This is a genomic window from Brevibacterium sp. S22 (assembly GCF_004745485.1).
Classification (GTDB): Bacteria; Actinomycetota; Actinomycetes; order Actinomycetales; family Brevibacteriaceae; genus Brevibacterium.
Genome location: NZ_RHFG01000011.1, coordinates 15246 through 40994, shown reverse-complemented (window position 1 = coordinate 40994; position 25749 = coordinate 15246). Strand labels below are relative to the sequence as shown.

The window sequence follows — 25749 nt, the reverse complement described above, 5'->3', positions numbered from 1 at the left end:
GGGCCCATACCCTCACGGACCCCAATGAGGCGGAACGGCAGAGCAATGGCGCTGTCACTCATCGATGGTCTCGTCTTCGCGTTCCTCGTCGTGGCGATGACGCTTGTGCGATACGACTTCCACACTCATCTCGTCAATGCACTGGGCATGTTCGTCTGTTCGGCGATTGCCCTGGTCGTCTTCCTCGTTGGAGGACCGCTGGCGATCTACCGCGGACGCTACCGTCGCGGTTCGACCGACCAGTTCGCTGCCATCGTCGGCACCGTCGGCCTGGGCGTCGGGATCATGTGGGTCGTCGAATTCGCCTTCGCAAGCAGCCTGCTCATCCCCACCAGTGTGCCCATCGCTGCGGGTGCGCTCATGATCGTCGCCAAGAGCCTTGAGAACTGGGCGCGGCGGAATCTGCGGCAGCGCAGCCTCACAGCCTCCGGCGCCTCGCGTCGGACGCTCGTCGTCGGTGCCGGAAACCAAGGCATGCTCGCTCTGGACATGATCGCTCAGGATTCGATGAGCGAATACGTCGCCGTCGGGATCCTCGACGATGATCCGGCCAAACGCCACCTGCGCTACAACGGCACCAGAGTGCTCGGACCGATTGCGGACATCGCCACTCAGGTCGACCGCACCGGTGCCGGAGTCGTCATCATCGCCATCGCCGACCTGCCGCCCGAAGATCTCTCCCGGATCGCATCGAATCTCGAATCCCGTCCGGTCGAGATCAAGATCATGCCGAAGCTGTCCGATACCGCATTGGCGCGTCCCGAGCCGGACGCCCATGACGTCGCCGACCTGCGGCATCGCAGCTTCCGAGACGTCAGCATCGAAGACCTCATCGGACGCAAACCGATCTCGACCAATATCGACGACATCGCCTCGGCGATCACCGGCAAGGTCGTCCTCGTCACGGGGGCAGGCGGCTCCATCGGGTCACAGCTGTGCCGTCAGGTCTCCCGCTTCGATCCTGCTCGGCTCATCATGACCGACCGGGACGAATCCGGTCTGCACGCCACTGAGCTCGGTCTCGAAGGTTCAGCGCTGCTGACCAGCGACGATCTCGTCCTCGGTGACCTGCGGGATCCCGCCTTCATCGATGCCCTCGTCGCCGAGGCGAAGCCGGACATCATCTTCCATGCCGCAGCGCTCAAACACCTGACTTTCCTCGAACGCTTCCCGGAGCAGGCAGTGCGCACGAATGTCGGTGCCAGCCTCGATCTGCTCACTGCTGCCGTTGCCCACGACGTCGATGCCTTCGTCCACATCTCCACCGACAAAGCCGCTGGCGCCACCTCGGTGCTGGGGCGAACCAAGTTCTCCATCGAACGGGCGATCGCATCCGTGGCGGCGGCGACCGGCCGACGCTATATGTCGGTGCGCTTCGGCAATGTGCTCGGTTCTCGGGGGTCTGTGCTCGAGACCTTCGTGGCTCAGGTGGCGTCGGGCGACCCCGTCACCGTCACCGATCCCGAGGTCACTCGGTACTTCATGACTGCCGACGAAGCGTGTGAACTCGTTCTGCAGGCCGCGGCGATCGGCGGCCCCGGAGAGACTCTGGTCCTCGATATGGGCGAACCGATCCGCATCGATGACCTCGCCAAACGTGTGATCGCGCTGTCGGGACGCAGTGATGCGCATATCGTCTACACGGGACTGCGACCTGGGGAGAAGCTCACTGAGGCACTTCTGTCGCCGGATGAGGTCGACAGCCGACCCAATCATCCGCTGATCACTCAGGTGCCTATAGCTCCGATCGACCTGGAGAAGCTCGGTGCCCTCGTGGCGGAATCTCGTGACCCGCAGGTCTTCACTCAACGCCACCTGCTCGAAGCGCGGCTGACGAATCTGCTCGACCCCGAACCGTTGGACACCGGAGCTGGCATCTGATGGGTCTGCAGTCGCTGGTGATCCTCGTCGTGGCCGCTGTGGTCACGACACTCAGCGCCCTCATCGCCTTTCCGCTGCTGCGCCGAGCAGGGGTCGTCGATGTTCCGTCTCATCGTTCTTCGCATACTCTCTCGACCGTGCGCGGCGGAGGAGTCGCCATCGGGTGCGGGATCACCGTGGCCACAGTCCTCGCCATGGTCTGGAGCGTCAGCGAAGACGGGATGTTCGGCCTCGGCGGAACCCTCCTGCCGATCGGTTTCCTGGTATTGACCTGGTGCTATTCGGCGATCGGGATGAGCGATGATCTCGACTCGCTGCGTCCCGCCGGGCGCCTGATCGGCCAGGTCATCCTGGCTCTGCTGTTCAGCGCGATCATCGCGATGTTCTCGACGCAGGGACTCGCTCACGTCATCGCCTTCGCAGTCATCGGAGTGACTACTGTCAACGCCGTGAACTTCGTCGACGGACTCAACGGCTATGTCACCGAGTGGACCATCGTGACCGCAGGATGGTTCGCCTTCGTCAGTTCCTGGGTGGGTGAGAACGACATTGCGCTGCTTGCTCTGGCGCTGGCCGGCGCTGCCGTCGGGTTCCTTCCGTTCAACCTCGGTCGGGCCAAAGCGTTCCTCGGGGACACGGGAAGCTACGGCATCGGAGCGGCCGTCTTCGCTCTCGCGGTCTGGCTGTTCGTGCAAGGCGTACCGATCGTCGTCATCATCGCACCGATGATCTTCGTCTTCTTCGACGTCGGACTCACCTTGGTCCTGCGTCTGTTCCGAGGAGAGAATATCCTCTTGCCTCATCGTGAACATATCTATCAGCGGATCCAGCAGGCGGGCTGGTCGCACGGCTCCGTTTCGCTCTTCCACGCCGCATTGAGTGTCCTCGCCTGCATGATGGCTGTTCCGACTCTCATCAGTGGGAATACGGCGACAACTTACCCTGCCCACGTGTTCTGGGTCGGATTGCTCGCCCTCTACGCACTGCTGCCCATGTGGTTGAATCGCCGCGCCCGCACGGAGGCGGTCACCGCATGAGAATCGTTCTGCTCAGCCATTACTACTATCCCGAGGTCGGTGCACCGCAGCGACGATGGCGGATCCTCGTCGACCACCTGCGTGCCGTCGGACACGACGTCATCACGGTGGCACCACACCCTCACTATCCGTATTCCGACCGGAACGGATTCTTCGGCTCCAATGTGGGACAGGGGCGCCGGCGAGTTGACGTGCGCCTCGGCGGCACCTGGGACACAGGCGTGGACGGAGAGCGGATCCTCCGCGTGCCGTACCTGCACAGCGGATCGTCAATGGCTCGTCAGCTGCTCGACCAGACGGTGTCGGCGACAGGTGCGATGTCGGCTGTCATCGACCGGCTGCGGGGCAGAATGCGCCCCGACGTCATCGTGTCCACGACACCGGCACTGCCGTTTCTGCTGGCAGGTGACACTTTGTCGCGACTGTTGCGCGTGCCTCATATCGCTGAGGTGCGCGATGCGTGGCCGGACCTCATTTCGGAGATGAACCTGGTCACGGGCGCCGTTGGGAAGTATCTTCCGGGGAAGCTGACACGGAGTCTCGAACATCGGCTTCTGCCCGACCTGCTCACTCGTGCTCAACGGCGTGCAGCGGTCGTCGTCGTCACCACGGAGGGGTTCAAACGTCGTCTGGAACAGCGTGGAGTGACCGCCGAGGTCGTCCGCAGCGGAGTCTCACCCGCGGAGCTGGAAGGTGCGTCCGGGCTGACTGCGACGGGTGCGATTCCACTCATTGCTCCAGCCGAAGAGGCCGGCGCTGCCGGCGATGACGTCAACCGCAGAACGGCTGCCAAACGCAGCGGGCTCAACCTGCTGTATGTGGGCACTGTCGGGCGGTCGCAGAATCTCAGTACCTCGATCCGCGCCTTGGCTCGTACCGAAGGTGTGCGGCTGCGCATTGTCGGCGGTGGCGTTGACACCGCCGAGCTCAAGGCGGCAGCGGCCGCCCATGGGGTGCCGGTCGAATTCCATCCCCAGATCTCTGGTGCCGAACTCGCGGCTCATTGGGAGTGGGCGGACGCCGGACTGGTCAGCCTCAGCTCACTTGAATCCTATGAATGGACAGTGCCCTCGAAGCTCTACTCTCTGATGGCCCGTCGAATTCCAGTCCTCGGCGTCGTCGCCGGCGAAGCTGCCGACATCATCACGCACACCGCGGCAGGAGAAGTTGCGATTCCAGGCGACACCGATTCGGTGGCAGCAGCGATGGAGCGGATGCGAGTACGGGTCGAAGCCGGTGAGGAATTCGGAGCGAATCCGCCCGCTGGTCAGAACCCGCGCGACTGGGTGATTCGGCACGCTTCGGCAGCCGCAATGGGGTACACCTACGAACGTGTCCTCGAGCAGGTGGTCTCGTGAACCTGCGCTTCCTCGCCCGACAGCTGACGAACGTGGTCGTGACCACGGCCGGTCATATCAACGATGACCGCGTGTTCTTCGGCATGCAGCTGGCACGCCGCCTGCCCGGACCAGCTTCACGTTTCGTGGGGCGCGCAATCGGCTGCCTGCCGGGCGTCGCGGGACGGGCGGCTTCTGCATGGCTGCTGGGAGAAGAGACGACTGCGAAGTCGCTGGTCGCCGGCTCCCCTGCGCCCTCACGCCTTCTCGGCGAAATCGCACTCAACCTCGGCATGCTCGACGCCGCGGATCGCATCGCCCGCTCGCTCGACAACGCTGCGCCTCTGCGCTCGCGCATCCTGTGGACCCAAGGCAATATCGACGAGGCGATCCGCGTGCTGCCGGACGGCAGACGCAGGCAGCGTCTCTCCGCTGAGCGAAAGTCCATGTCGCCTGGATGGTGGCCCGACACCGACTCTTACCTCATTGCTCGTCCCGCCGTCCGATCAGGTTCTGGTGCTGCTGCGTCCCTGCATGTGCTGACGAACTCATTGCCCCATACCCGATCGGGCTACGCCTACCGCAGCCACCTCGTCCTCTCCACTCTCAAGGACGCCGGGCATCAGGTTGCAGCAGTTACTCGCCCCTCCTACCCGGTGACGATCGGACGTCTCAGCCAAGACACTGTCGAATCCGTCGACGGGATCGAATACCTGCGAGACGTGCCACTCCGCCCGGCCGCCACACCCACTTCGCGTCTCGAGGACCAGGCTGCATGGATCGCCGACAGTGCTCTCGAACGCCAAGTCGACCTCCTTCACACCACTACGCACTATGTCAACGGTCTGGCCACCGGAGCTGCAGCCAGAGCCATCGGACTGCCGTGGGTTTATGAGGTCCGCGGAGTTCTCGAGGAGACTTGGGCCGCTGCAGGCAGCACTCCCGCAGATCGGACCGCGCGTCGGGAGAGCCGACGATTCGCCATGATGCGGTCGAAGGAGATCGAAGTCGCCTCGGCGGCTGACGCTGTCATCACCCTGGGCGAGACGATGCGCGAGCACCTGATCGCCGGAGGAGTGCCGGCAGAATCCATCACCCTCATTCCGAACTCGGTTTCTGAGGCCGTCGTCGACGCCGATGTCACCCGTACTCCGGCCGCAGTGAGAAAGAGTCTCGGCCTGCCCGAAGACGGCATTTGGGTCGGAACAGCGGCGTCCATCGTCGGTTACGAGGGCCTCGACGATCTCGTTGAGGCCGTCATCCTCGCCCGCCGCCAAGGAACGGACCTCCGGCTGTTGATCGCCGGTGACGGTGTTGCTCTGCCGGAATTGCGGGAACGCGCTGCGGGCCTGGGAGAGAACGCGGTCTTCACCGGTCGAGTCTCCCAAGCACAGGCAATCGACTATCAGCTCGCTCTCGACGCCATCGTCGTGCCGCGCAAGGACGAACCGGTCTGCCGCCTGGTCACTCCGATCAAACCGATCGAGGCGATGGGACTTGCGAGACCTGTTGTCATCTCCGACCTGCCGGCACTGCGCGAACTGGTTCCGGACAGTGCAGGCATGTGGTCGCCGCCAGAGAACCCGCAGAAACTCGCGGAACTGCTGTCCGAACTCGCCTTCAATGGCTCGGCCAGGGCAAGATTCGGAGACAATGGACGTGAACACGTTCTTACAACGCGCAGGTGGAAGGAAATCGGACGACGGTATGGGCAGGTCTATTCTCAACTCGTGGGGAGTTTTGTGCGATGAGTGAGACGAAGAATCCCCTCGGGCTGAGCTCGATCCCGTCCGTCTCGAGTGAGGGACTCGTGCCCGTCGGACGACGGACGAGTCTGCGCAGCTACCTCGCAGCGCTGTGGAACCGTCGGCACTTCATCATCGCCGAATCCCGGGCCAAGATGTCGAGCTCGACGAGGAAGAACATACTCGGCTACGGCTGGCTGTTCCTCAACCCATTGCTTTCAGTGCTCGCCTTCTGGTTCATCTTCGGATACATTCTGGGGACCTCACGAGGTATCCACAACTTCCTCGGCTTCCTCGTCGTGGGAGTGTTCTTCTTCGGCTACACAGGCAAGTGCATGACCGGCGGAACCGGGGCGATCCGTTCTGGCGCGTCGATGATCAAGGGATTCCAATTCCCGCGTGCCGCACTTCCGATCTCCACTGTGGTCCGCAATTTCCTTGACTTCATGCCGACCCTGCTGGTCATGGTCATCGTCCTCGCGATTGCCCCACCGCTGGAAGAGATCACGTGGCGAGTCCTTCTTGTGATCCCCGTGGTCATCCTGCAGACGATCTTCAACGTCGGGCTCGCGTGTTTCCTTGCCCGTCTTGGCCACAAGATCCCCGACCTCACGAACTTCATGTCGATTGTCAGCCGATTCTGGCTCTACGGCTCGGGAGTGTTCTTCTCCATCGAGGATCGACTGGACAAGCATCCGGCACTCTTGGAAGCAATGCAGTACAACCCGATGCACGCTTATCTGACGCTGGTGCGCAACTCGCTGCTCTACGGAGTCGATTCAGATCCGAAGATGTGGATCGTCGGTACGGTCTGGGCCTTCGGACTTCTCATCGTCGGATTCCTCTTCTTCTGGAGAGGGGAGGAGAACTATGGCCGACTCTGAGCCGCAGGATCCGAACATCATCGCTGAGAACGTTCAGGTTCGTTACACCGTCAACACCAACGATCCGAGTAACCAGGCCACGGGAATTCGGCGACTGACGAACAAAGTCGTCGGGCGGCAAGGTCAGACCACAGTGCGAGCCCTGCGTGGAGTCAACTTCGTAGCCCGCGAAGGAGAGATGGTCGGCATCGTCGGTGCCAACGGTTCCGGCAAGTCGACGTTCCTGCGCAATGTCGCTGGAGTCGAACAACCGGATCGAGGCCGCATCCTTGTCCGTTACCAGCCACTTCTGCTCGGAGTCAGCGCTGCCCTGCAGCCTGCGCTGTCGGGAAGTGAGAACGTCCGCCTCGGTTGTCTGGCGATGGGCTTGTCTCCCGAGGAGGCGGCTGAGGCCTTTGACTATGTCGTCGAACTCTCCGCGCTGGGGTCGGCTATCCACCGGCCGATGGGCACCTACTCCTCAGGAATGGGCGCCAGACTTCGATTTGCCATCGCGCTGGCTGCCCGGCCGAAGATATTGCTCATTGATGAGGCGCTGTCGACAGGTGACGCTACGTTCGCTGAGCGAAGCGAACGAGCGATGGACGAACTCCTCGCCGAAGCAGGTACGGTGCTTCTGGTCAACCACGCCGCCAAAGTGATTCAGGAGCTGTGCACCCGTGCAGTCTGGATGCACCGAGGAGAGATCCTCATGAACGGCCCCGCCGAGGCTGTCGCCGAAAAATATCGTTGGTGGGCGTGGAACGTCGCCAAGGGCAAAGAGGATATCGCTGACAAACTCCTCGCCGATGTGGTGAGCAACGCGGTCAAAGAGGAGATCAATATCCTCGAACCCGAACTCATCAAGAATCCCATCCCGCGCCATGCAGCACGCCCGGCCAAGAAGAAGGCCGACTCGGCACGCCATGTAAAGAGACAGCACGCGGTCGAAGAAGTCGAAGAGACTCCGACGCCGATGCTGGCCGCCGCCGAAGAGCAGGTCTGGCCGAAATCCTTCGACGCCGAGATCCCGAAGGCCAAGTTCCCGTCGCTGCCCAAACCTGCTTCTCAGGTAGTGAGTGCCCCACGAATCACTGATGCCCCGCCGCTGCGGCTCAACCCTAGTAAGAAGCGGGTGGTTCTGCGAGCGGCGAATCCGAATGACCGTGCTTCCTCAGTTGCCGCTGCTGATGACTTCACCGGCCGGCGACTGGCTTCGCGCGCACGCAAGATCGCCGATGAACGATATGAGGAGCGGCAGCGTTTGCGACAGGAAGACGATGCTCCTGCAGTCCATCAGGATTCGGGCCGATGAAGATCGCAATCTTCGGTTCCTGCGTGAGCCGTGATACGGCGGAGTTTATGCCTGAGGCTGAGGTAGCGACCTACGTGGCCAGGCACTCGGTGACGAGCCTGGAATCTCCGCACGGGACGGCCGGCATCGATCTCAGCGACCTGACCTCGGCGTTCCAGAAGCGAATGGTTAACAGTGACCTCAAGGGCACCGGCCTCGAACGGATCGTCAAGAATGCAGACGACCTCGACGTCGTCCTACTCGACTTGGTCGATGAACGCCGGGGATTCTGGAAGTTCCCCGATGGCTCCACCATGACGAACTCACTTGAAATCGAGTCCTGTGGAGCCGCTCGTGTGGCACGTCGTGAAGGGGCTCGACTGATCGAATTCGGCACCGCTGAGCATTTTTCGCTTTGGAGAGCGGGCTTCGCAAAGCTCATTGACGGTCTCAACGAGGCCAAGCTAGAGGAGAAGACCATCTTCCTCGATATCGAATGGGCCGGCGCCGTCGACGGGGCACCTCACCCTCAGAATGACAGACTCGCTAAGCTCGGGCGCGAATGGCGACGCCTCCAACGCGGGGCGCGACAGGCTGGTCGCGGCCTCTCAAGTGGTCGGGGAGTCGGCGAAGCATGGCAGAGCCTCCTGACGGTGAAACCTACTGAGGCGGAAGAGTATGCCGATCGGGCGCTGTCCGCGAATACCGACTACATCCCGTATCGTAGAGAAGCGCGATCGCTGACAACGTCGTCAGTGGTGAGAGAGAGTCGTGAGCTTCGGATCGACAGGAATCACAAATGGGGTCCGCAGCCTTTCCACTTCCGACATCCTGACTATGAGTCGATCGTCGAAAGCATCCGTCGGCAGGTGAAGAAGAGCGGTGGTGAGGCCATGTGAGTGGACAGCAGTGGCGTAAAGCACTGTGGCATCTGCGGCATGGCGGCGTCGAAGGATTCAAAGAATTCCGGCGAAAGCGGGAATCTGAACTCACTTCGACCAGAACATCGACCGTGGGATCTCCCAACCAGGAAGACACGGACACTCCAACTCTGAGCGTTATTGTTCCTGCATTCAACGCGAGTGACTTCATTGACCGATGCTTGAAGAGCATCCTCAACCAGAGCGGTGTGTCGTTGGAAGTCATCGTCGTCGACGACGGCTCTTTTGACGACACCGTTGAGAAAGCCAACCAGCATCACGGTTCTACGCGCGTTTCTGTGCTCACAGGACCCAACGAAGGGCCAGCGCGTGCACGCAATCGCGGAGTCGAGGTTGCTCGTGGCAAGTACATCGCCTTTGCCGATGCGGATGACGAGGTGTTGACCGAAGCCTACTCGACTCTGGTTGACTCACTTGAACGGACGGGTTCTGACATCGCCACTGGGTCGTATGTTCGTATTGGCTCGGCCGGCTGGTCCAGGCCGAAGCTGACCGCGCGAGTACATATTCGCCAGCGGTTGGCGGTTCGGTTGGAAGATATGCCGGAACTGCTGGAAGAGCCTGTGCTGTGGAACAAAGTCTATAGGCACGATTTCTGGAATCGTCATGTGGGGGAGATGTGGGGGTTCTCCAACTACGAGGACCAAGAGCCTGTGTATAGGGCACTGGTCGGTGCTGCGGCGATCGACGTGCTTACGAACGACGTGTATGCGTGGAGACTGGCCGACGGCCGAGACACTCGTTCCAAACGCAAAGCCGAACTGAGTGATCTGCAGTCAAAGCTTGATGTCATCGATGCGCTCAGAGACACCTTGAACCACGCGCCCGACCACGTTGTTGAGCAGGCGTATGCGATCTGGATGGGCACTGACCTCGCGATGCACGCCGAATACCTCGATACGGCTAACAAACGGTTCCGAAAGACCCTCTGTGATGCGGCCAGAACCCTTCGAAAGACAATGCCGAAAGACGCCTGGAAACTCATGCCGGCGCAGGAACGTCTCTGCATGTGGGTTGTGGCGTTCGGGGACATGGACGATATCGAAGAAATCCTCGGGACGAGGATGGAAGAGACTCGAGCTGTGCCCCTGGAACTCGTCGACGGTACGTGGATAGTCGCACCGACGTATCTGTCGCGGCTTAAGTCGGATATTCCGCAGCGGTTGCTGAAAGCACAGCCTGTCGACTTCAAACCCGTCGTGATCGTGAGAAACGCACGCTGGATCGGTGAACAGCAGATCGAGTTCCAGGGGTGCGCATACATTCCTGGGGTCGATCCGGGGCGGACCACATTCCGTATGCAGGGAATCATGGATGGGGCGACAGTTCTGGACGTTTCGGCAGAGTCTCGTAACGACAATCGAGTGGACTTGGACGTCGGAGATCCTTGGCGGACGTACGAAGCCGGCGGATTCACGGTTGGCGTTGATGTTTCCAGTCTGAGTGACATATCGCCCAGAGGTATCGACCTGATCGGTTCCTTCGAAATGGGCGCGATGCATGTACACACGCCTGCTGTGTCGACAGCGGTAGTGGGAATGATTGCGCCAAGCCCGATTCTCGATTCGGGACGTCTGACAGTCATAGCTGACGCCCGAAGCGAATTGTCGATTCGTCCTGTACACATTCCGACTGATCCAGTCGTGGTGAAGAACGTCGACTTCCGCGGACGGGATGTGACGGTGACTGTCGACGGTTCCGCAGATGTCTATAGCTTGACATTGCGCGCTGCGGAAAATGACGTCGAACTGAAAGCACAAGGCCCTTCGATCTTTACAGCCACTCTGCCTGAGCTCCCTGAGCGTTTCCGATCTCAGGGCGAACGGCAGTGGAGACTAACAGCGACGACAAAAGATGACCATGACGTCGATGTCTACCATTCCGCGGTGGATTACCTCTTGCCCGGCACTTCAAGCGTGCGTCTTGCAGCAAACTCTGCCGGAAAGGTGAGACTGGTGCAGCGGTTCAGGCGAGTGACTGTCACTGGTGCAACAAATGACCGGGACCGATTGCTGATCATCGGTCGGATCGATCCTCCGGAAAGACTCAAGGTCGTGCTCAAGTCCTCCGAGCAGACGATTGAACCTTCAGAATCTGCGTTCCATGCCGATGGCAGCTTTACCGCTGTGTATGACCTGACGACAACCGGGGCCGAAGGAGGCAAGGTCGCGGCGCTCGCAGGCGGTTATCACCTGAAGTACGGAGAAACACCGAATCAAACCGACAGTTGGGCTAGGGCTGCAGGCAAACTGGCAATCCGACCTGTGGACTGCTTCACCGAGTGGAACACGCTCCGGGTCGAAGGCAAGAACTCCGGCGCTGTCTCCGTCATGGCTTCTCCCCCGTGGTCATCAGGCGAGCGGTCCAAGTACGGGCGTTTCCAACTCCGCGATAAGGACTGGGGGCAGTTGGCCGACGGCATCGTCTTCGAGTCATATAACGGAAAGAGTGCCAACGACAACCCAAGGGCAATCTTTGACGCTATCAGAGACACACGAAGCGACATACCGCTCTATTGGTCTGTTCGCGACCGTCGCGTCGATGTGCCAGATGGTGGTGTCCCCATCGTCGAAGGAACTGCCGCATGGCACAGGGCGATGGCGACGAGCCGGGTGTGGGTCAACAACAACAATTTCCCCTACTACGTCCAAAAACTTCCCGGCCAGTTCTATCTGCAGACGTGGCACGGGACGCCGAACAAGAAGCTGCTATTAGACATGTCCCGGCGCAAGGTTCCTCTGACCTACCGCCGTATCATGAGGACCGAAGTGCCTCAGTGGGATCTGCTGCTGGCACAGTCGGAAACGGCAGCGCACAGGCTTTGTGCGAGCCTGGGATACGAAGGCGCGGTCGCCGTTGGCGAACAGCCACGAAACGCTCGATTGCTCGAATCTCTCAACCGACAGGGCCAGCTTCGAAAGCTGCTCGGCCTGAGTGCCGGTGAACGGGTGATTCTGTATGTGCCGACGTGGAGAGACGCTGACCGGAACGGTCGCCCGCTGCGCTGGCGAGAGTTTCTTCTCGACCCTCTGCGGCTGGCGGAAGCGACAGAGGCTCGAGTTCTCGTGCGTGCGCACCACGTGGCGAACTCCAAGCATGAGGAGCTGCCGTTCACGCTAGATGTTTCGGACTATCCACACGTTGAGGACCTCATGGCGGTCGCTGATGTCCTCATCACCGACTATTCGTCGATCGTCTATGACTTCGAGCTGACAGGCGGTACGGCAGTGCACTTCGTACCAGACCGAATCAGCTACGAAAAGGAACGCGGCCTGTATCCCGGTTGGGCCGAGGGCCGCAACGTCGCCGAGAACTTCTCCGACCTATTGCAGTTCGTCATCGACGAGTTAGCCAGTGAGGGGAGAGCCCCGGCAGCCGTTCCATCATGGCCAGCGGTGAATCAGCTCGCTCGCATGCTACGGGCACGCGTGTTGAAGCCCGACGACGTCATCGAACCGCCGACCGCGCACTAGGATCTCGTGCATCCACGCGGAAGCTGGAAACACTATGCCTACGTCATCTGTGATGAAATCGGGACTCTGATCCGGACCGAAGACCGGCCGGTCCAGGTGGTGGATGCTCACGGATTCGAATGGGGTAACGTGAAGCCGTGAAGAACCGTATCCTTTGGACTGACGCCCAAGCCGGTCCCGACGACATCGACCTCGCTGTCTTCGACAACGAGGGATTGCCTCGATATTTTAGGGTTCGCACCGATCCGAATCTGAACCCGAAGCGAGATCTCATGAAGATCGCTCTGTCGGATGAGCGGGCCAAACTGCTGCTTCAGAGACTGACGAACCTCGGCTACTCACTCTACTATCATGCCGATGGAGAGAGCCGATTCATCCGACATGATCGTTTGCGACATCATTGGCCGGCTGTCAAGAGCGGAGCGGTGAGTGTCTCGGACAGCGGCATCTTCTACACTTTAGAAGAACCTTCCAGCCGCCAGGTCGACAGGCTTGTTGTGGTCTTCTCGCCGGTCAGCTCGCGGGCGCGACTGGTGCGCTATTTTCGCCCGTCCTTCGCGACGCTTCGGAAGTTCCTGGCACCGAATACCGCTGTGCTTCGAGTGGCGGACATCGGAGGAGTCAAAGGAGCGTTCTACCTGGATACGACTGCGCTGCCCGAGAATGGTCTCAATGTCCACCGGTTGATCAGCGATGTGGCTGCTCGTTTCGCGGTTCCTCGCGATAGTGTCGTGATCTACGGGGCGTCGAAGGGCGGAACCGGGGCCGTTTACCACGGGCTAGCCGGCGGGTGGCGATATGTCGCGGTCGACCCGATTCTGTCGGACGTGTGGTACGAAGACTACAAGAACGATTATCACTTCACAGCTGGCGGCACGTTTCCGCGACCGAAGCAAGAGGTGTTCTCTGAACTGTTCACCGAAATCACACGTGATCGGGGCGTCTCCGAACCTGGCTCAGTGCTCATCACCTCGTCTCGTTCGCCGCAATTCGCCTACACCTCCGAGCTGATCGAGCCTCTGCTGAAAAGAATGACCATCTTCGATTCGCAGAACAGCGGTATCGTGAAACATCCCGATGTGGCTCCGAAAACGATCTATGCTCAGGTCATGGCCATCAATTCGCTGCTTCTTGGTGTGGAGATTCCGGCAGGCATACGGTCAATTCCATAGAATCTGTGCGGACGTTCACTTGAATGCATCCTGGGATAGACGCTTCCAGAAATGTGAGAGGCCAGGGAAGAGACGGACCTCGTCGAAGCGTGTATCGCCGAACATCCGTCGGTATTCCCTCTGATAGATTCTGTCGTAAGCAGACTCTTCCAGACTGGACCGTTGCGCCGCCGGCACTTCGCGCGCTGCTCGTTCGTCTGTGGTCATTCCGAATGAGTACTCGTCGCGAACGATGATGGAGATCGATGATCCCAGGTTGCGGATCCACTCAATGGCGGCTTGGTTTTTGCGCACCGATCGAGAGACGAACAGCGACACATCGATGTCGTCATTGCCCGCGAGTGCTTTCACCTCTTTGAAATAGGTGTCGAGCTCCTCGCCGGAGCCGAGACGCCCGCCCCAGAAGATGACTCGGGGGCGTTCATCGATCCCCTCGAGCTGACGGACATGAGTAGTGCGATCGCGGAGGAACCATTCGACGACTCGTCGAGTGCAGTCGCCGGTGTCATGCGGGTTGAACCGAACCAAGTGGTCACGATAGTCGTCGGTAAGATCAGGCCGTGCGGACAGGAACGAGGACACCGCGGTGATGAGTTCGTCCGAGGTGGAAGTCACGAGACCAGGTAGCTCGGCCTTCGTGAGGTTGAGTCCACGTTTAGTCGCGTACTCGTCGTAATCGTAGACATAGTGGACGATGGGGCGGCCGGTAACCAGGAAATCAAAGAAGATGCTCGAATAATCCGTGATGAGAACATCGGTGATCGACAGCAGCTGGTTGGTATTGACGAAGTCAGGAGGAACAACGACTTCGTCGAGGACGTCGGGGCTGACGTACTTTAGCATCAGATGATGTCCCAAGAAGACGACTGTGCAGTCGAGCTCCGCCAGATTGTGCAAGTCGGATCGCAGACGGTCGACGTCGAAAGCATCGCCTCTCCACGTCGGAGCATAAGTGACGACAGGCTCCCCCGCGGTGCAGCCCAAGACCGAATGCAAGTTGTTTCTATCGGACTCGGTGGCATTCAACGTGGTATCGATCCGAGGGTAACCTGTTTCGGCGAGCTTCCCGGTGAACATATGAGCCATAGAGAATCCGGTCAGGTGGATCCGTGTCATGAACTCGCAGGGGCTGATCACATGTGTTGCCTGCAACATGTTCGATACCGCGAGAGCGGCCCCCAGGGGATTGCGCTCGGTACGTCCTAGCGTCTTGTAGCCGATCCCGTGCCATGTATTGAGGTAGCGCTGCTCGGACCGACGAACGAAGTATTCGGGCAGAGCCGAGTTGCTGATGATGTATTTGGCCCTCGCAAGATAGTAGAAGTAGGCCGGCGTGTGCCGTCGCACCGTGACGACGGAATCGAGGTCCCGGTACCGTGGTGGTATGACATCCTGAGACCTCGCGGACCAGACGTGAATATAGCCGCTGTGGGTCGGGGTGCTGGTGAACAGGTCCTCGAATATGGAGAAGGGACTGTCCATCATCTTCGCTCCGGACATGCTCTCGTAGAAGATGAGGTCAGGGTGAACGGCGACAGACTGTTGGAACTCGTGGAAGAGCTGTTTGCGCTCTTCCTTGTCCGCGACCGTCCGGAGCCATCGCTTGCCCCATCGTTCCCTGTGCTTCTGCTCTTGCGTGTCCTTCACAGATTCCACCTTATTCGAGAGCAGTCGGATTCGCCGATCGGCTGCGTACGAGTTCTGCGCTCGTGCGCGGGCGAAGACCTTTGGCAAACAGTGGCATCACTGTCCGTAGGTGAGGTCGAATTCGCTGAGGGCTGCCTCGACATATGCCGCTGGGTCGAAATCGACGGCAGGCGGATTTGAGAGTACCGAGCCGATCTTCGCTGCGAGCGAATCGACGTTGAAGTCGGAGACGACGACTCCGGACAGGTCTTCGAACTCGGAGAGCGACGGAATGTGCATCGCTACGGTGGGGGTGTCCAGCGCCAGTGCTTCCAGGATGACCATCGGCTGTCCCTCGTGGAATGACGACATGACGAGTGCGTCTGCGGCTGCCAGGTAGGGGAAGGGGTTGCTACGGTGACCGGCGAACCTGAAAGACCCTTCGGGCAGCAGCGAGTTCGCCAAGACACTCAGCTTCGCCCGTTCCGGACCGTCCCCGACGATGAGGAGGCGAGCGTCGGAGCGGTCCCTCTGCACCTTCGCGAAGGCGCGAATCGTGTCTGCGAGATTCTTCTCCGGGGAGAGCCGGCCAAGGGAGACGATCAGATCGTCGGAATCTTCCACGAATCCTTGCAGGTCAGGAGCAATTGGTTCCGCAGCCTGCTTGGTCATCGAATTGGTGTCGATGATGTTCCGGACATGACCGATTACTGACTGTCCCGCACCGAGGGACTGCAGCCCGTCCTCGTTGATCGCGGCCAGCGATGGTGAGACTGCGGCGACGCGATCGAAGTCGGAAATCTGGTCGACGATTCGGTAGATTTCGGGAAACCGCAGAGCCGCTTCGCGTTTGAGGTCCGAATGGAGAAGGAGGCCAGTGACCCGCGTGCGTTTGGCATGTCCCAAAACCACATTGGCCATGAACGAGGAATAGCCGTCGTATTCGATGACTTCGTCGAATTGGGCGTCTCCTGTCACTCGTGAAGCCTCGAACTCGAACGCCTCCCTGCGGATGCGCCTTGCTTCGTCACTGATCGCTGAAGAGTCGCCGGAGATGGCGTGGAGCGCGAGGTGCTCCTTGCGCGAGACGGCATGCCGTCCGATTCGACCGATGACACCGATATCGGGTGGCAGCGACCTGACCATCTCGCCCCGCGCCTTGTCTGAGTGCGCTGCCACTGCGTCGGTGAGTGCGAACGGACGATACTTCTCGCGGGGCAGAGAACGTGCCAGATTGACGAAAGACGAGGTCATCCCATTAGGGATGAAGCTTTGTCGAAATAATACCTTCTTCGGTGTCGCGCCGGAGGCGGAGGCGATGTCCCAATGGTCCCCTCTGAGCAGCAGGTCAGCTGCGCGGGCACTTGCCTGTCCGTCGTCCGACGGGGCGAACTCCTTGATAAACGCTTCTGATGGTCTGGCCTCGTCAGGGCGCGTCTCCAGCCGCACCGGTGCCCGCTGCAGCTCCGCATAAGTCCGGCAGACGAGTCCCGGAAGGTGGTCCTCCGCGAAGTAGGCTCCGCGAGCAGACGTGTAGCCACACCAATCGGGTACGTAGAAGATGATCGGCCTACGCAGAACGGCGAAATCGAAGTAGATGCTCGAATAGTCAGTGACCAACACGTCGACTTGGGGCAAGATGTCATTCGTCGGAACGTCCCTCGGTACGGTGCTGACGTCCGGGGCGAGTTCTGCGAGCTTCGTTTCCACGTAGTGATGGGCTCGAACTGCGACATCGTATCCATGAGCTTTGAAAGTCTTGACCACCTCGGTGACAGAAGCTGCTTGGTCAGCCAATTCCGTGTCGGGCTTCCACGTCGGAGCATAGAGGGCGAACGGCTTCTCGCTGTCCCGTCTGGTCCCTACAGTACGGGAGGTGAGAGCGTCGTTGCGGGGATAGCCCGTGATCACGGACTGTGCCGTTGCGATCGCAGCGACGTCGCAGCTCTCCATGAGGACACGCTGCGTGTGACTGTTGGGATGCAGCACGATAGAGGCCTGGAGGAGATTTCTGGACATATTCGCATGGCCGAGAATCTCGGGTTGATCTTTCCCGAGCGTCTTGAATGGCGTGCCATGCCAGGTCATCAGATACTGCTGGTCGTTCCGGCGGACATAGTAGGTAGGAAAAGTTGAATTGTTCACCAGGTAACCGGCAGTTGCAAGCAGCTTGACGTAGCGCGATGAGTTTTTCCGGACGATTATGGTGTTTGGGTCCTGCCAGACATCGGTCGGGACGGCTGCCTGCTTGTCGACAGCCCAGTAGAACGTGTATTCATTGGGTTCGTTGTCACGGATATGGCGGTAGATAGCCAGCGGGTTGCAGTCGATTGACAGGCCGAGATTGGACTCGAATAGGATGTCCTTCGGTCGAACGGGTTCGGTGTCCAGCCACGCCCGATACATAAAGATCGTACCCAGACCTGGGACTTTCGGATTGTCATAGATCTTCGGGACGGGATCGGTGTGGCGAAGCGACTGGAGGATGACGCGGGCCGCGTTTTCGGCTCGGCCCGTTGCTAGCAACGCCCGGGCGGCCTTAAGCGCGTCCGCACGTTCGAAGTGCGCCTGATAGCGTTCCATGCCGCTCGTCAGGACATCGGCGGAGGCAGCTGTGTGTCCTGCGTCGAGCAGAACCTGGGACCATTGGCGATGTGCCTCGATGTCCGGGAGATCCTCTGGCGTGTTGATCGCTTCCAGAGTTGATTCTCCATCGTCAGGGACCCTGTCGAACGTGGCAAGAAGGGCTTCGATACTCGTGTCGAGGAAGGACAATACCGCACCTTCGAAGTCCCCAGTACCGACACAGCTGAGGAAGTGTAGATTCTTGACCTCTGCGCTGGCGTCACCGAGTTGCCGGGCCCGAGCAGCAGAGGCTGCTGCGTCCGAGAACTCATTGAGCAGATAGGAATTGAGTGCAAGCAAAGCGTGCAACTCGGCCTTCCGAGGCCGCAGTGCGATGGCCCGCAGGACGTCCGATTCCGCTTCTTTCAGATTGAAGGCGCCTTGGAATGCCAGCGCAGCTCGACGCAGCACCTCTGTGCGGGTCGACGGAGAGATTGTCTTCTCGGCTTGGGCCCGATATGCGTGACCGGCTCGTTCGTAACGATGCGCCTTCTCGTGGAAGACACCTATGCCATATGTCTGGGCGTCAAGCGAGGAATCGCGTTTCCGTGCGAGTTCGTAATGATTCTGAAAGGCGGGTGCTCCCGCCAGCTCAAAGCTGATTCCCGCGTTATAGGAGTCCCATGAAGATGAATCGTCTATCGCCAGCAGCTGGGCATACACCTCTCCTGCTTGAGAGAATTTGTGAGCTTCGAACAGCAACTCTCCGCGCCTTCGCAGCCACTCAGGGTCCCGTTGGTGGTGGACAGCGGTTGCGTTGTGCCGTTCCAAGCGTTGCCAGACAGGCGCTGAGGAAGGGGTCAGCTCATAGATTTTGTCGAGGACGTCGATATCGTCGGACTGGTCGGAGGCCAGATATATGGCCAGCGCAGTTTCGGTGTTGCCTGACCTCTCCAGATGCCTGGCGTATCGTTTTAACAGTTGCGGTCGGAGCGAGGAATCGTCACCCACTTCGTCGAGTTCGCCCACGTAGTCCCCTACATAGTCGACGGCATTGAGATATCGATTGATGTGCTGAGCGGTGGCCCCGCTTGCGTGGGCGGAGGTCCTGAGAAGAGGCAGGGCGTCGTTGTATCGTTCAAGCCGATAGAGGCAGTTTCCGATGGCGAACGTCTCCCCAGGCGTGGGCGGAGAGGAACATGTGCGTCGATAGATCGAGAGGGCCGCTTCGAGTTGGCCGCGGTGCTCAAGAAAGCTTCCCAAGCGGGTTCCAGTCATCGTCCACATCGTGACGGGCGAGTCCTCATTTGTCATAGCTGGTGCTTTCGGCTGGGGTGATCACGGTTGCCGTCCGGTTGCGGCCGTTTGGAATCGGGTTCCATGCGATTCTAACGTTTCGTCTCTTTCTTCATTCCGGCGATGACATGTTTCGTGCGGATCGGCGAGGATGCCGAGTGGGACGAGGCCAACTCCGATCAGCGCACTGCTCGGAGAACAAAGCCGTTCGTCAGCTTCCGACCAGAGATTCGGCGCTGAATGCGGTCCATGCCTAGGTCAGTCAGGTGCTCCGACATCGCGTTCACGCAGCAGGGCTGTGATGGGGCCGAGTGGCAGCAGGGCTGAGTTGGGACCGAAGGCCACCGGCACCAGAAGGGCCATGAGGCTGGGCATCTCCGGCAGTCCGTGTGACCAGATCGAGTGGGAAGCTCAAGCGCTACTTGAGGTAGCGCGGCTGGAGGCTCTTCCGGTCCACGCGGCCTTGAGCGGCCATCTCTTCCGCTCCTGTCAGTGCGACCTTCTCAGCTTCGGCGATCCGAGGCGAGTTCCCGGTGAACGGATTGGAAGCTTTCAATGCCTCGAGGTCGATCTTCATCGGGCGATCGTCAAAGGAGAATCTATTCATGAACGAGCTGACGGTCATTCCCTTTTCGGTGATGTCCGCTTCGACCGGTTCTCGTTCCTTCCGGACCGAAAGCAGGTAGTCCCAGAATTTGTGCTCTTTGCCGTACCCGGTGTCTGCGATCAACCAAGCGTTGGGGATGCCGTAAGCATCGGCGAGAATGAGTCCGTGCAGTGACGTCGATATGATCACTTCGCATGAGGTGATGGCATCCAGGGTGTCCTCGATGCTGTCCGTCTCCAGGTCGATGACGCGTACGCCGTCGACGTCGAAATTCCGTTTGCGCACGCGTTCCGACCACCGAAGTATCAGACCGACCTTGCTGTCCTGCTGAGTAGAGGCCGGGTGATGGTCCGGGACCAGCAGGGCCGGATCTCCATAGTTGCGAGGGGACGATTGCTTGTACATCTCCAGCCGAGCCCTTGTCAGGGGCCCTCTGGTGGCCAAATACCTGTTTCCGGTCGTCACCTTCTTCTCGCCTTCACTGCCGAAGGAGCCGACGCCCCACACGACGCTGGACGGCCGGACGTGGCCCAGAATGGAGCCTACGGTGATGTAGTGCGGCTCATGGCGGGGAACCCACTTGATGTCTCTGCCGGACATTCGTTGAACGAGCCACGGACCAAGCAGGTCGCCGAAGTTCCTCGTGTAGTCCCACCAGCGCATGGGTATCGCATCGTCGCTTAAAATCACACTTCGGCCCTCTGATCTATTGAGAGTCTGTCATTCGCACCAGAAACGGTTACCGGCATCCTAACAGTTTGAGGGCTACGCGCCGACGCAGTGACCAGATCAGGGTCGAGCATCTGACGGTGGTGATGGCGGTACGAGTGAAACAATATGCGGCACCAGGGTTGGAGTCACTGGTTTTGGCTGAAGCAAGTATCTGCGCAAGCAGATTGCAGCTGTTGACGCTGAGCAGAGGCGGAATACGGCTTATGCCGCATCGGCGATTTGGCCATCCGCACAGTATCTGCTCTCGAGCCCGACTACGACTATGTCTGAGCAGCAGCTCAGGTCGGCAGTCAGCGGTGACTCCAGCAAAATCAAAAAGGCCCCGCGAGCTAATTTGGTCCGAGAATCAGGGGATCACATTCGAGGTGACGGAACTGCCAGATCCGCGTCTCGACCCGGAGACGTATAGGCTAGATGTACAGCTCGCTGGCCTGGTCCCCCGCACTGCGGTTCGGCGGCGATGGTCTCGACTGGCGAGCATATTGGAAAACATCATGAGCGAAGCCCAGACGTGGCGAGAAGGTTACCGTCGTCACCCCAGACGACCTCAAGCGTCTGAAGAAGTTCGTCGTTGCCACAGGCTTCACTGGCACCCTCAGCATCTCGTTCGGAACGTGTGGCTGGAATCGCTGAGCCGATATGGCAACGCCTGCGGTCGACATCCTCGGCGACTCACTCGTAGGGCCGTCAGCGAACGAGTTAACGGTCAAAGACGTTCCCGATGGTGCTTTGCGAGGGGATGCCGATGTCCTTCATCTGTTACTCGATAGAACTCCGATACCCCTCGGGGGGCTTCGAGCTACGGCCGACTAGACTGTGGGCCGCTAAGTTGCTCGTCCCCGCATTGACCGAACGTTCACGAAGTCCACGGTCTAGGGGCCGTGCGGCAAGCTGAGCCCTGATGCTGGTGATGATGAAGAACTAGGCAGGAGGATGAAGAGCTAGGTAGAAGTCAGTAGCCCAGAGAGACGAGGTAGCGGGAGAACTCCGGAAGGTCGTTGCTGGCCAGAGAGTTCTTTAGCGCCGGTACCGCCTCGGGATCGAAGTCGATGCTGACCGCGCCGTCGTCCTCTCGGCGCGAGTTCGTGGGCACGGTGACCACCGCGATGTCATCCGACTGCAGGGTGCGGAGGCTGTTGGCGATCTTGCCGAGTTCGACCGTGGTCAGCTCGGCGTTGTGCTGAATGCCAGAGGCAAAGTGACCGAGGACGGCGGCGCCCTTGTTCGGGTCCTTGACCAACCCGCCTGACTTGAGCGCCTGAATGAGCGCCCGGAGCACCGCGCGCTGGTTACGGGTGCGGGTCTGGCCCGAATCATCGACCGGGTCCGCCGCGGTGAAGACCTGGGCCGCCGAGCCGTCGAGGTTGTTCGTGCCTTCGACGAAGTCGGTTCCGGCCGCGCTGAATGCAGTACGGCTATAGACCTGGAGGCCGCCGAGTTCGTCGATGACTCGACCGAGTGCGTCTGATTCCAGCTGTGCGACGTGATCGATGCGGATGCCGAGGTACTCCTCGGCCATGGCGACGATGACCGGCCACCCGCCCTCGTCGGCGATGGAACCGAACGTCTGTCCCGACTCGATCTGCGTCGCGGGATTGAACACGAGTACCGCGGCGAAATCGTTTGATGCAGGAACGTGGATGACCGCGAACGTGTCACCTTGTCTCGATGCCCGCGGGGCCTCCTCGGCGAAGTTTCCCGGATTCGTCACCCGAAGCATCAGGGTGCGGGAATCGTCCGCAGTTGGACGGATGTCTGCGGGTGGGAAGGCAGCCTCGGCGGGGATGGTCTTCGAGGCATCATCGAACTCGGCACGGGCAGAATTGAGGTCCTTGAGGGACCCGATGGCTGAGACCATCTTTGTCAGCTTGGCCATGGCAGTCCCACTTCCTCTGTCAGGTCACACGGTGATGGTCCCAATAATAGCCGCGGGACGGATCGGCTGGTGCGCCGATTCAGCTTGCGGATCCGCGGGAGTTTTGTGATCAGCATCTCAGCCTTTGAACGAACTGAACGGCGGTGCAGGAGCGTCCCTAGACTGGAATGCTATGTCATCGAATACTGAGAACTCCGCACTTCCCGACGACACACAAACCGAATCGCTCGCCCCGGCCGACCGGTACCGCGAAGATCCTCGACCGGTTCGAATCATCAAACATACACGCATCGCCCTGAGCGATGGAGTCGAACTCGCTGCTCGAATCTGGTTGCCCGAAGATCTCGGTGACGAAGCTGTTCCCGCTGTTCTTGAGTACATTCCATACCGCAAGAATGATATGACCGCCGGTCGTGATGACACGATCCACCCGGAGTTCGCCCGTGCCGGCTACGCCAGCGTTCGCGTCGATCTGCGCGGCTGCGGTGACTCGACTGGGGTCATGACCGACGAGTACTCGGCGACGGAGCTCGACGACGGACTGCAGGTGCTCAAATGGATCGCCGCACAGGACTGGTGCAACGGAAAGGTCGGTGTCATCGGCAAATCGTGGGGCGGATTCAACGGCCTGCAGCTTGCCGCGCTGCAGCCACCAGAACTCGCCGCCGTCATCACCATCTGCTCCACCGATGACCGCTACGCCGACGACGTCCATTACAACGGCGGAACCATCGTCGGCGACCAGATCCTCTCCTGGGCATCGACGATGTGGGCCTACAACGCCCGCCCACAGGATCCTGCGATCATGGGCGACGGCTGGCAGGAAGACTGGAAGCGGCGCATCGACGAAGCCCCTGTCAACATCGAAGATTGGCTCGGCCATCAGCGCCGTGACGACTACTGGAAACACGCTTCGGTGTGCGAAACGCCGGACGCCATCGAGGTTCCCGTGCTGGCCGTCGGTGGACTGCTCGACGAATACCGGACCACTCTCTTCCGACTCATGGACAACGCGAATCGTCGCCGGAGCACCGATCCCGAATCCCCAGCGGTTCATGCGCTGCTGGGCCCCTGGGCCCACAACTATCCTCACCAGGCCGCTCCCGGTCCTGGCATCGACTTCATCTCCGAAGCCGTCCGGTGGTGGGACAAGTGGATGAGCGGCATCGACAACGGTGTTGACGAACAGCCGCAGCTGCGCGCCTATGTTCCCGACAGCACCCCCATCCTCTCCGACCGTGTGCACCGTCCGGGACGGTGGATCGCCGAGGCGACCTGGCCGAGCCCGCAGATCGCGGACACCGTGATGCCCGCCGCCGAGGCGCAGATCGCCGACCGCGCCCCGCTCACTTCCACCGCGCTGCTGGGCTACCAGGGAGGCAGCTGGCTCCAGTTCGGCGAGGCCGCAGGAATGGCCGGAGACCAGGCCGCCGATGACGCCCGGTCATACACCTGTGACTGGGACGTCGAGAACGGTCTGGAGATCGTCGGGACTCCCAATGTGCGCGCAACGCTGACCTCCGACCGCGACCGCGGAGTCATCGCAGTACGCCTGTGCGATGTCGCTCCTGACGGCAGCTCACGGCTCGTCACGATCGGACTGTTCAATCTCACCCACCATTCGAGCCATGAAAACCCTGAGTCACTGACCCCGGGAACGCCGGTCACCATCGACTTCCCGCTGTTGGCCACAGCGCATCGATTCGCTCCCGGGCATCGGCTCCGCCTGAGCATCTCTGCGAGCTTCTGGCCCAACCTCTGGCCCTCGCCGGAGACCACACTCATCACCGTCGACTCGACGCCGGAACTGACGTTGCCGATCCGCACGGTCGCCTCCGTCGACGACGATGGCCGTACCTCGGCGGAGGTGACCGCACAGCTGGGCACTCCGCCGACCCCACCGGTGTCGGTCATCGATTCCGACGGTGCACCGATGACGCGTGAGCTCGAGTGTGACCTCGTCGGTCGCAGCGCCACGGTGACGACGGTGACCGAGGATTGGCAGACCGACCTCAGCGACGGGCTCTTCTACTACACCAACGAGCGGGACTCCTACTCACGAAATGAGGCCGACCCGCGGTCTCCCGTGGCGACGTGTGAAAGGACGATCATCTACCGACGTCCGGCACTCGAGGTCGGTGCCAATCACGCGCAGGCCGCCGCGACCGCATCGGCCGATGCGGGATGGGACGTCGAACTGCGCACCCGGTCGACGATGCGCGGGGACGAGGACAGCTTCCTCGTCACCAACGAACTCGTCGCCTACCTCGACGGAAAGCGATTCCACTCTCGAGCTACCTCGGCGAGCATCCCTCGCCACCTGAACTGAGGAAGGATGCCCGTAGTCGGACAACAAGGACATCTCAACAGACGACAGGCGCTCTCCGGACTCGGCAGAGGTCTCCTGTGCCTGGGAGCGCTCGGCGCAGCCGGAGCGTCGCTGAGCGGGTGCACCAGCAGCCGGGAGGGTGACCAGTCCGCTGCGAAGAAGGGCACGCGGTCGATCACCGTAGGCTCCAAAGGCTTCGCCGAAAGCTGGATCACCGGCGAGCTCTACGCCCAGGGGCTGCGGAACCTCGGCTACACCGTCGACCTGAAGACGAACGTCGGCTCCAGCGACATCATCAACACAGCCCTGCTGTCGGGCCAGATCGACCTCTACCCGGAATACACCGGCGTCATGTTAGTGACCTTCATGGGCGAGGAGAAGCTCATGGACTCCGCACAGGAGACCTACGACCTCGCTCAGAGATGGGCAGAGGACAACCAGGTGACGATGTTGCGAGCGACGCCGTTCGAGAACAAGAACGCAGTCGCCGTGCGTAAGGAATTCGCCGAAGAGAACGACCTGAAGACCGTGTCCGACCTCCAAGGAATAGGCAACTTCACCTACTCGACCTACCCCGACAACGTCACCGGCGCACAGGGGTACGAGGGAATCGTCGACACCTACGGTCTGGACAACATGAAACTCAAGACCCTGAGCATCGGGCTGAACTACCAAGCCATCGAGCGTGGCGAGATCGACGCCGCAGACGTCTTCACAACTGACCCGCAGCTTCTGCGCAGCGATCTCGTCGTCCTCGACGACGATAAGAAGCTCTTCGGCTTCCAGAACGTCGTCCCCCTCATCCGGGACGATGCATACGCTGAACTCGATGACGATGCGTCGGAGCTTCTCGACGAACTGCAGTCACTGCTCACCCTGGAAGCGATCCAGGCGATGAACGAGGCATCCGCCATCAACCGGCTCGACCCGGCGCATGTGGCGAAGATGTTCCTCGACGAGAACGGATTGATGTGA

15 protein-coding genes are annotated in these 25749 nt (G+C 60.5%); 11 read left to right on the top strand and 4 right to left on the bottom strand.

Annotation, left to right across the window (positions count from 1 at the left end; genetic code table 11):
- Window positions 1-45 precede the first annotated feature (45 nt).
- The 9 genes from EB835_RS10805 to EB835_RS10765 all read left to right on the top strand — a co-directional run bounded on the left by EB835_RS10805 (window position 46) and on the right by EB835_RS10765 (window position 13743).
- Window positions 46-1881, top strand: coding sequence for a nucleoside-diphosphate sugar epimerase/dehydratase (locus tag EB835_RS10805; RefSeq protein ID WP_168216709.1), 1836 nt, complete (start codon window positions 46-48; stop codon window positions 1879-1881).
- Window positions 1881-2918, top strand: a complete 1038-nt coding sequence (locus EB835_RS10800) for an MraY family glycosyltransferase (protein ID WP_135809479.1) — start codon at window positions 1881-1883, stop codon at window positions 2916-2918. The genes EB835_RS10805 and EB835_RS10800 overlap by 1 nt, the downstream gene beginning before the upstream one ends.
- Window positions 2915-4276 carry a glycosyltransferase family 4 protein gene (locus tag EB835_RS10795; protein WP_135809478.1) on the top strand — a complete coding sequence of 454 codons (1362 nt, stop codon included), beginning with the start codon at window positions 2915-2917 and terminating at the stop codon, window positions 4274-4276. The genes EB835_RS10800 and EB835_RS10795 overlap by 4 nt, the downstream gene beginning before the upstream one ends.
- On the top strand, window positions 4273-6006 hold the full coding sequence (locus EB835_RS10790; RefSeq protein ID WP_135809477.1) for a glycosyltransferase family 4 protein: 1734 nt from the start codon (window positions 4273-4275) through the stop codon (window positions 6004-6006). Before EB835_RS10795 ends, EB835_RS10790 begins: the two co-directional genes overlap by 4 nt.
- Window positions 6003-6884, top strand: coding sequence for an ABC transporter permease (locus tag EB835_RS10785; protein WP_135809476.1), 882 nt, complete (start codon window positions 6003-6005; stop codon window positions 6882-6884). The genes EB835_RS10790 and EB835_RS10785 overlap by 4 nt, the downstream gene beginning before the upstream one ends.
- Window positions 6871-8178 carry an ABC transporter ATP-binding protein gene (locus EB835_RS10780; protein ID WP_135809475.1) on the top strand — a complete coding sequence of 436 codons (1308 nt, stop codon included), beginning with the start codon at window positions 6871-6873 and terminating at the stop codon, window positions 8176-8178. The genes EB835_RS10785 and EB835_RS10780 overlap by 14 nt, the downstream gene beginning before the upstream one ends.
- Window positions 8175-9056 (top strand): DUF6270 domain-containing protein, encoded by an 882-nt coding sequence (locus EB835_RS10775; protein WP_276605998.1) that lies wholly within the window; start codon window positions 8175-8177, stop codon window positions 9054-9056. The genes EB835_RS10780 and EB835_RS10775 overlap by 4 nt, the downstream gene beginning before the upstream one ends.
- Entirely contained in the window at window positions 9053-12571 is a 3519-nt protein-coding gene (locus tag EB835_RS10770; RefSeq protein ID WP_135809473.1) for a bifunctional glycosyltransferase/CDP-glycerol:glycerophosphate glycerophosphotransferase, read from the top strand. The genes EB835_RS10775 and EB835_RS10770 overlap by 4 nt, the downstream gene beginning before the upstream one ends.
- A gap of 137 nt (window positions 12572-12708) precedes the next feature.
- The gene (locus EB835_RS10765) at window positions 12709-13743 is read left to right on the top strand and encodes an XcbB/CpsF family capsular polysaccharide biosynthesis protein (RefSeq protein WP_168216708.1); all 1035 of its coding nucleotides are present in this window, start codon (window positions 12709-12711) and stop codon (window positions 13741-13743) included.
- A 15-nt stretch (window positions 13744-13758) separates the two neighbouring features.
- Here the strand turns inward: EB835_RS10765 and EB835_RS10760 are convergent, their stop codons facing one another.
- The 4 genes from EB835_RS10760 to EB835_RS10745 form a co-directional block, all read right to left on the bottom strand.
- The gene (locus EB835_RS10760; RefSeq protein ID WP_135809472.1) at window positions 13759-15390 is read right to left on the bottom strand and encodes a CDP-glycerol glycerophosphotransferase family protein; all 1632 of its coding nucleotides are present in this window, start codon (window positions 15388-15390) and stop codon (window positions 13759-13761) included.
- Window positions 15391-15486: 96 nt separating this feature from the next.
- A complete protein-coding gene (locus tag EB835_RS10755) occupies window positions 15487-19212 on the bottom strand; it encodes a CDP-glycerol glycerophosphotransferase family protein (RefSeq protein ID WP_168216707.1) in 3726 nt (1241 codons plus the stop codon).
- A gap of 436 nt (window positions 19213-19648) precedes the next feature.
- Window positions 19649-20437, bottom strand: a complete 789-nt coding sequence (locus EB835_RS10750) for a polysaccharide pyruvyl transferase family protein (protein WP_168216706.1) — start codon at window positions 20435-20437, stop codon at window positions 19649-19651.
- Window positions 20438-21521: 1084 nt separating this feature from the next.
- Entirely contained in the window at window positions 21522-22445 is a 924-nt protein-coding gene (locus tag EB835_RS10745) for an LCP family protein (protein ID WP_135809469.1), read from the bottom strand.
- Window positions 22446-22617: 172 nt separating this feature from the next.
- On the opposite strand from EB835_RS10745, the gene EB835_RS10740 reads away from it, so the two are divergent.
- Window positions 22618-24774 (top strand): CocE/NonD family hydrolase, encoded by a 2157-nt coding sequence (locus EB835_RS10740; RefSeq protein WP_135809468.1) that lies wholly within the window; start codon window positions 22618-22620, stop codon window positions 24772-24774.
- 6 nt (window positions 24775-24780) lie between these two features.
- Window positions 24781-25749, top strand: a complete 969-nt coding sequence (locus EB835_RS10735; protein ID WP_135809467.1) for an ABC transporter substrate-binding protein — start codon at window positions 24781-24783, stop codon at window positions 25747-25749.

Excerpts from the sequence above, each read along its gene's own strand:
- EB835_RS10740 (WP_135809468.1), top strand. The coding sequence starts at position 22,618 with ATGTCATCGAATACTGAGAACTCCGCACTTCCCGACGACACACAAACC.
- EB835_RS10795 (WP_135809478.1), top strand. The coding sequence starts at position 2,915 with ATGAGAATCGTTCTGCTCAGCCATTACTACTATCCCGAGGTCGGTGCA.
- EB835_RS10780 (WP_135809475.1), top strand. The coding sequence starts at position 6,871 with ATGGCCGACTCTGAGCCGCAGGATCCGAACATCATCGCTGAGAACGTT.
- EB835_RS10775 (WP_276605998.1), top strand. The coding sequence starts at position 8,175 with ATGAAGATCGCAATCTTCGGTTCCTGCGTGAGCCGTGATACGGCGGAG.
- EB835_RS10750 (WP_168216706.1), bottom strand. The coding sequence starts at position 20,437 with ATGTCCGGCAGAGACATCAAGTGGGTTCCCCGCCATGAGCCGCACTAC.
- EB835_RS10735 (WP_135809467.1), top strand. The coding sequence starts at position 24,781 with ATGCCCGTAGTCGGACAACAAGGACATCTCAACAGACGACAGGCGCTC.
- EB835_RS10745 (WP_135809469.1), bottom strand. The coding sequence starts at position 22,445 with ATGGCCAAGCTGACAAAGATGGTCTCAGCCATCGGGTCCCTCAAGGAC.
- EB835_RS10800 (WP_135809479.1), top strand. The coding sequence starts at position 1,881 with ATGGGTCTGCAGTCGCTGGTGATCCTCGTCGTGGCCGCTGTGGTCACG.
- EB835_RS10805 (WP_168216709.1), top strand. The coding sequence starts at position 46 with ATGGCGCTGTCACTCATCGATGGTCTCGTCTTCGCGTTCCTCGTCGTG.
- EB835_RS10785 (WP_135809476.1), top strand. The coding sequence starts at position 6,003 with ATGAGTGAGACGAAGAATCCCCTCGGGCTGAGCTCGATCCCGTCCGTC.
- EB835_RS10755 (WP_168216707.1), bottom strand. The coding sequence starts at position 19,212 with ATGACTGGAACCCGCTTGGGAAGCTTTCTTGAGCACCGCGGCCAACTC.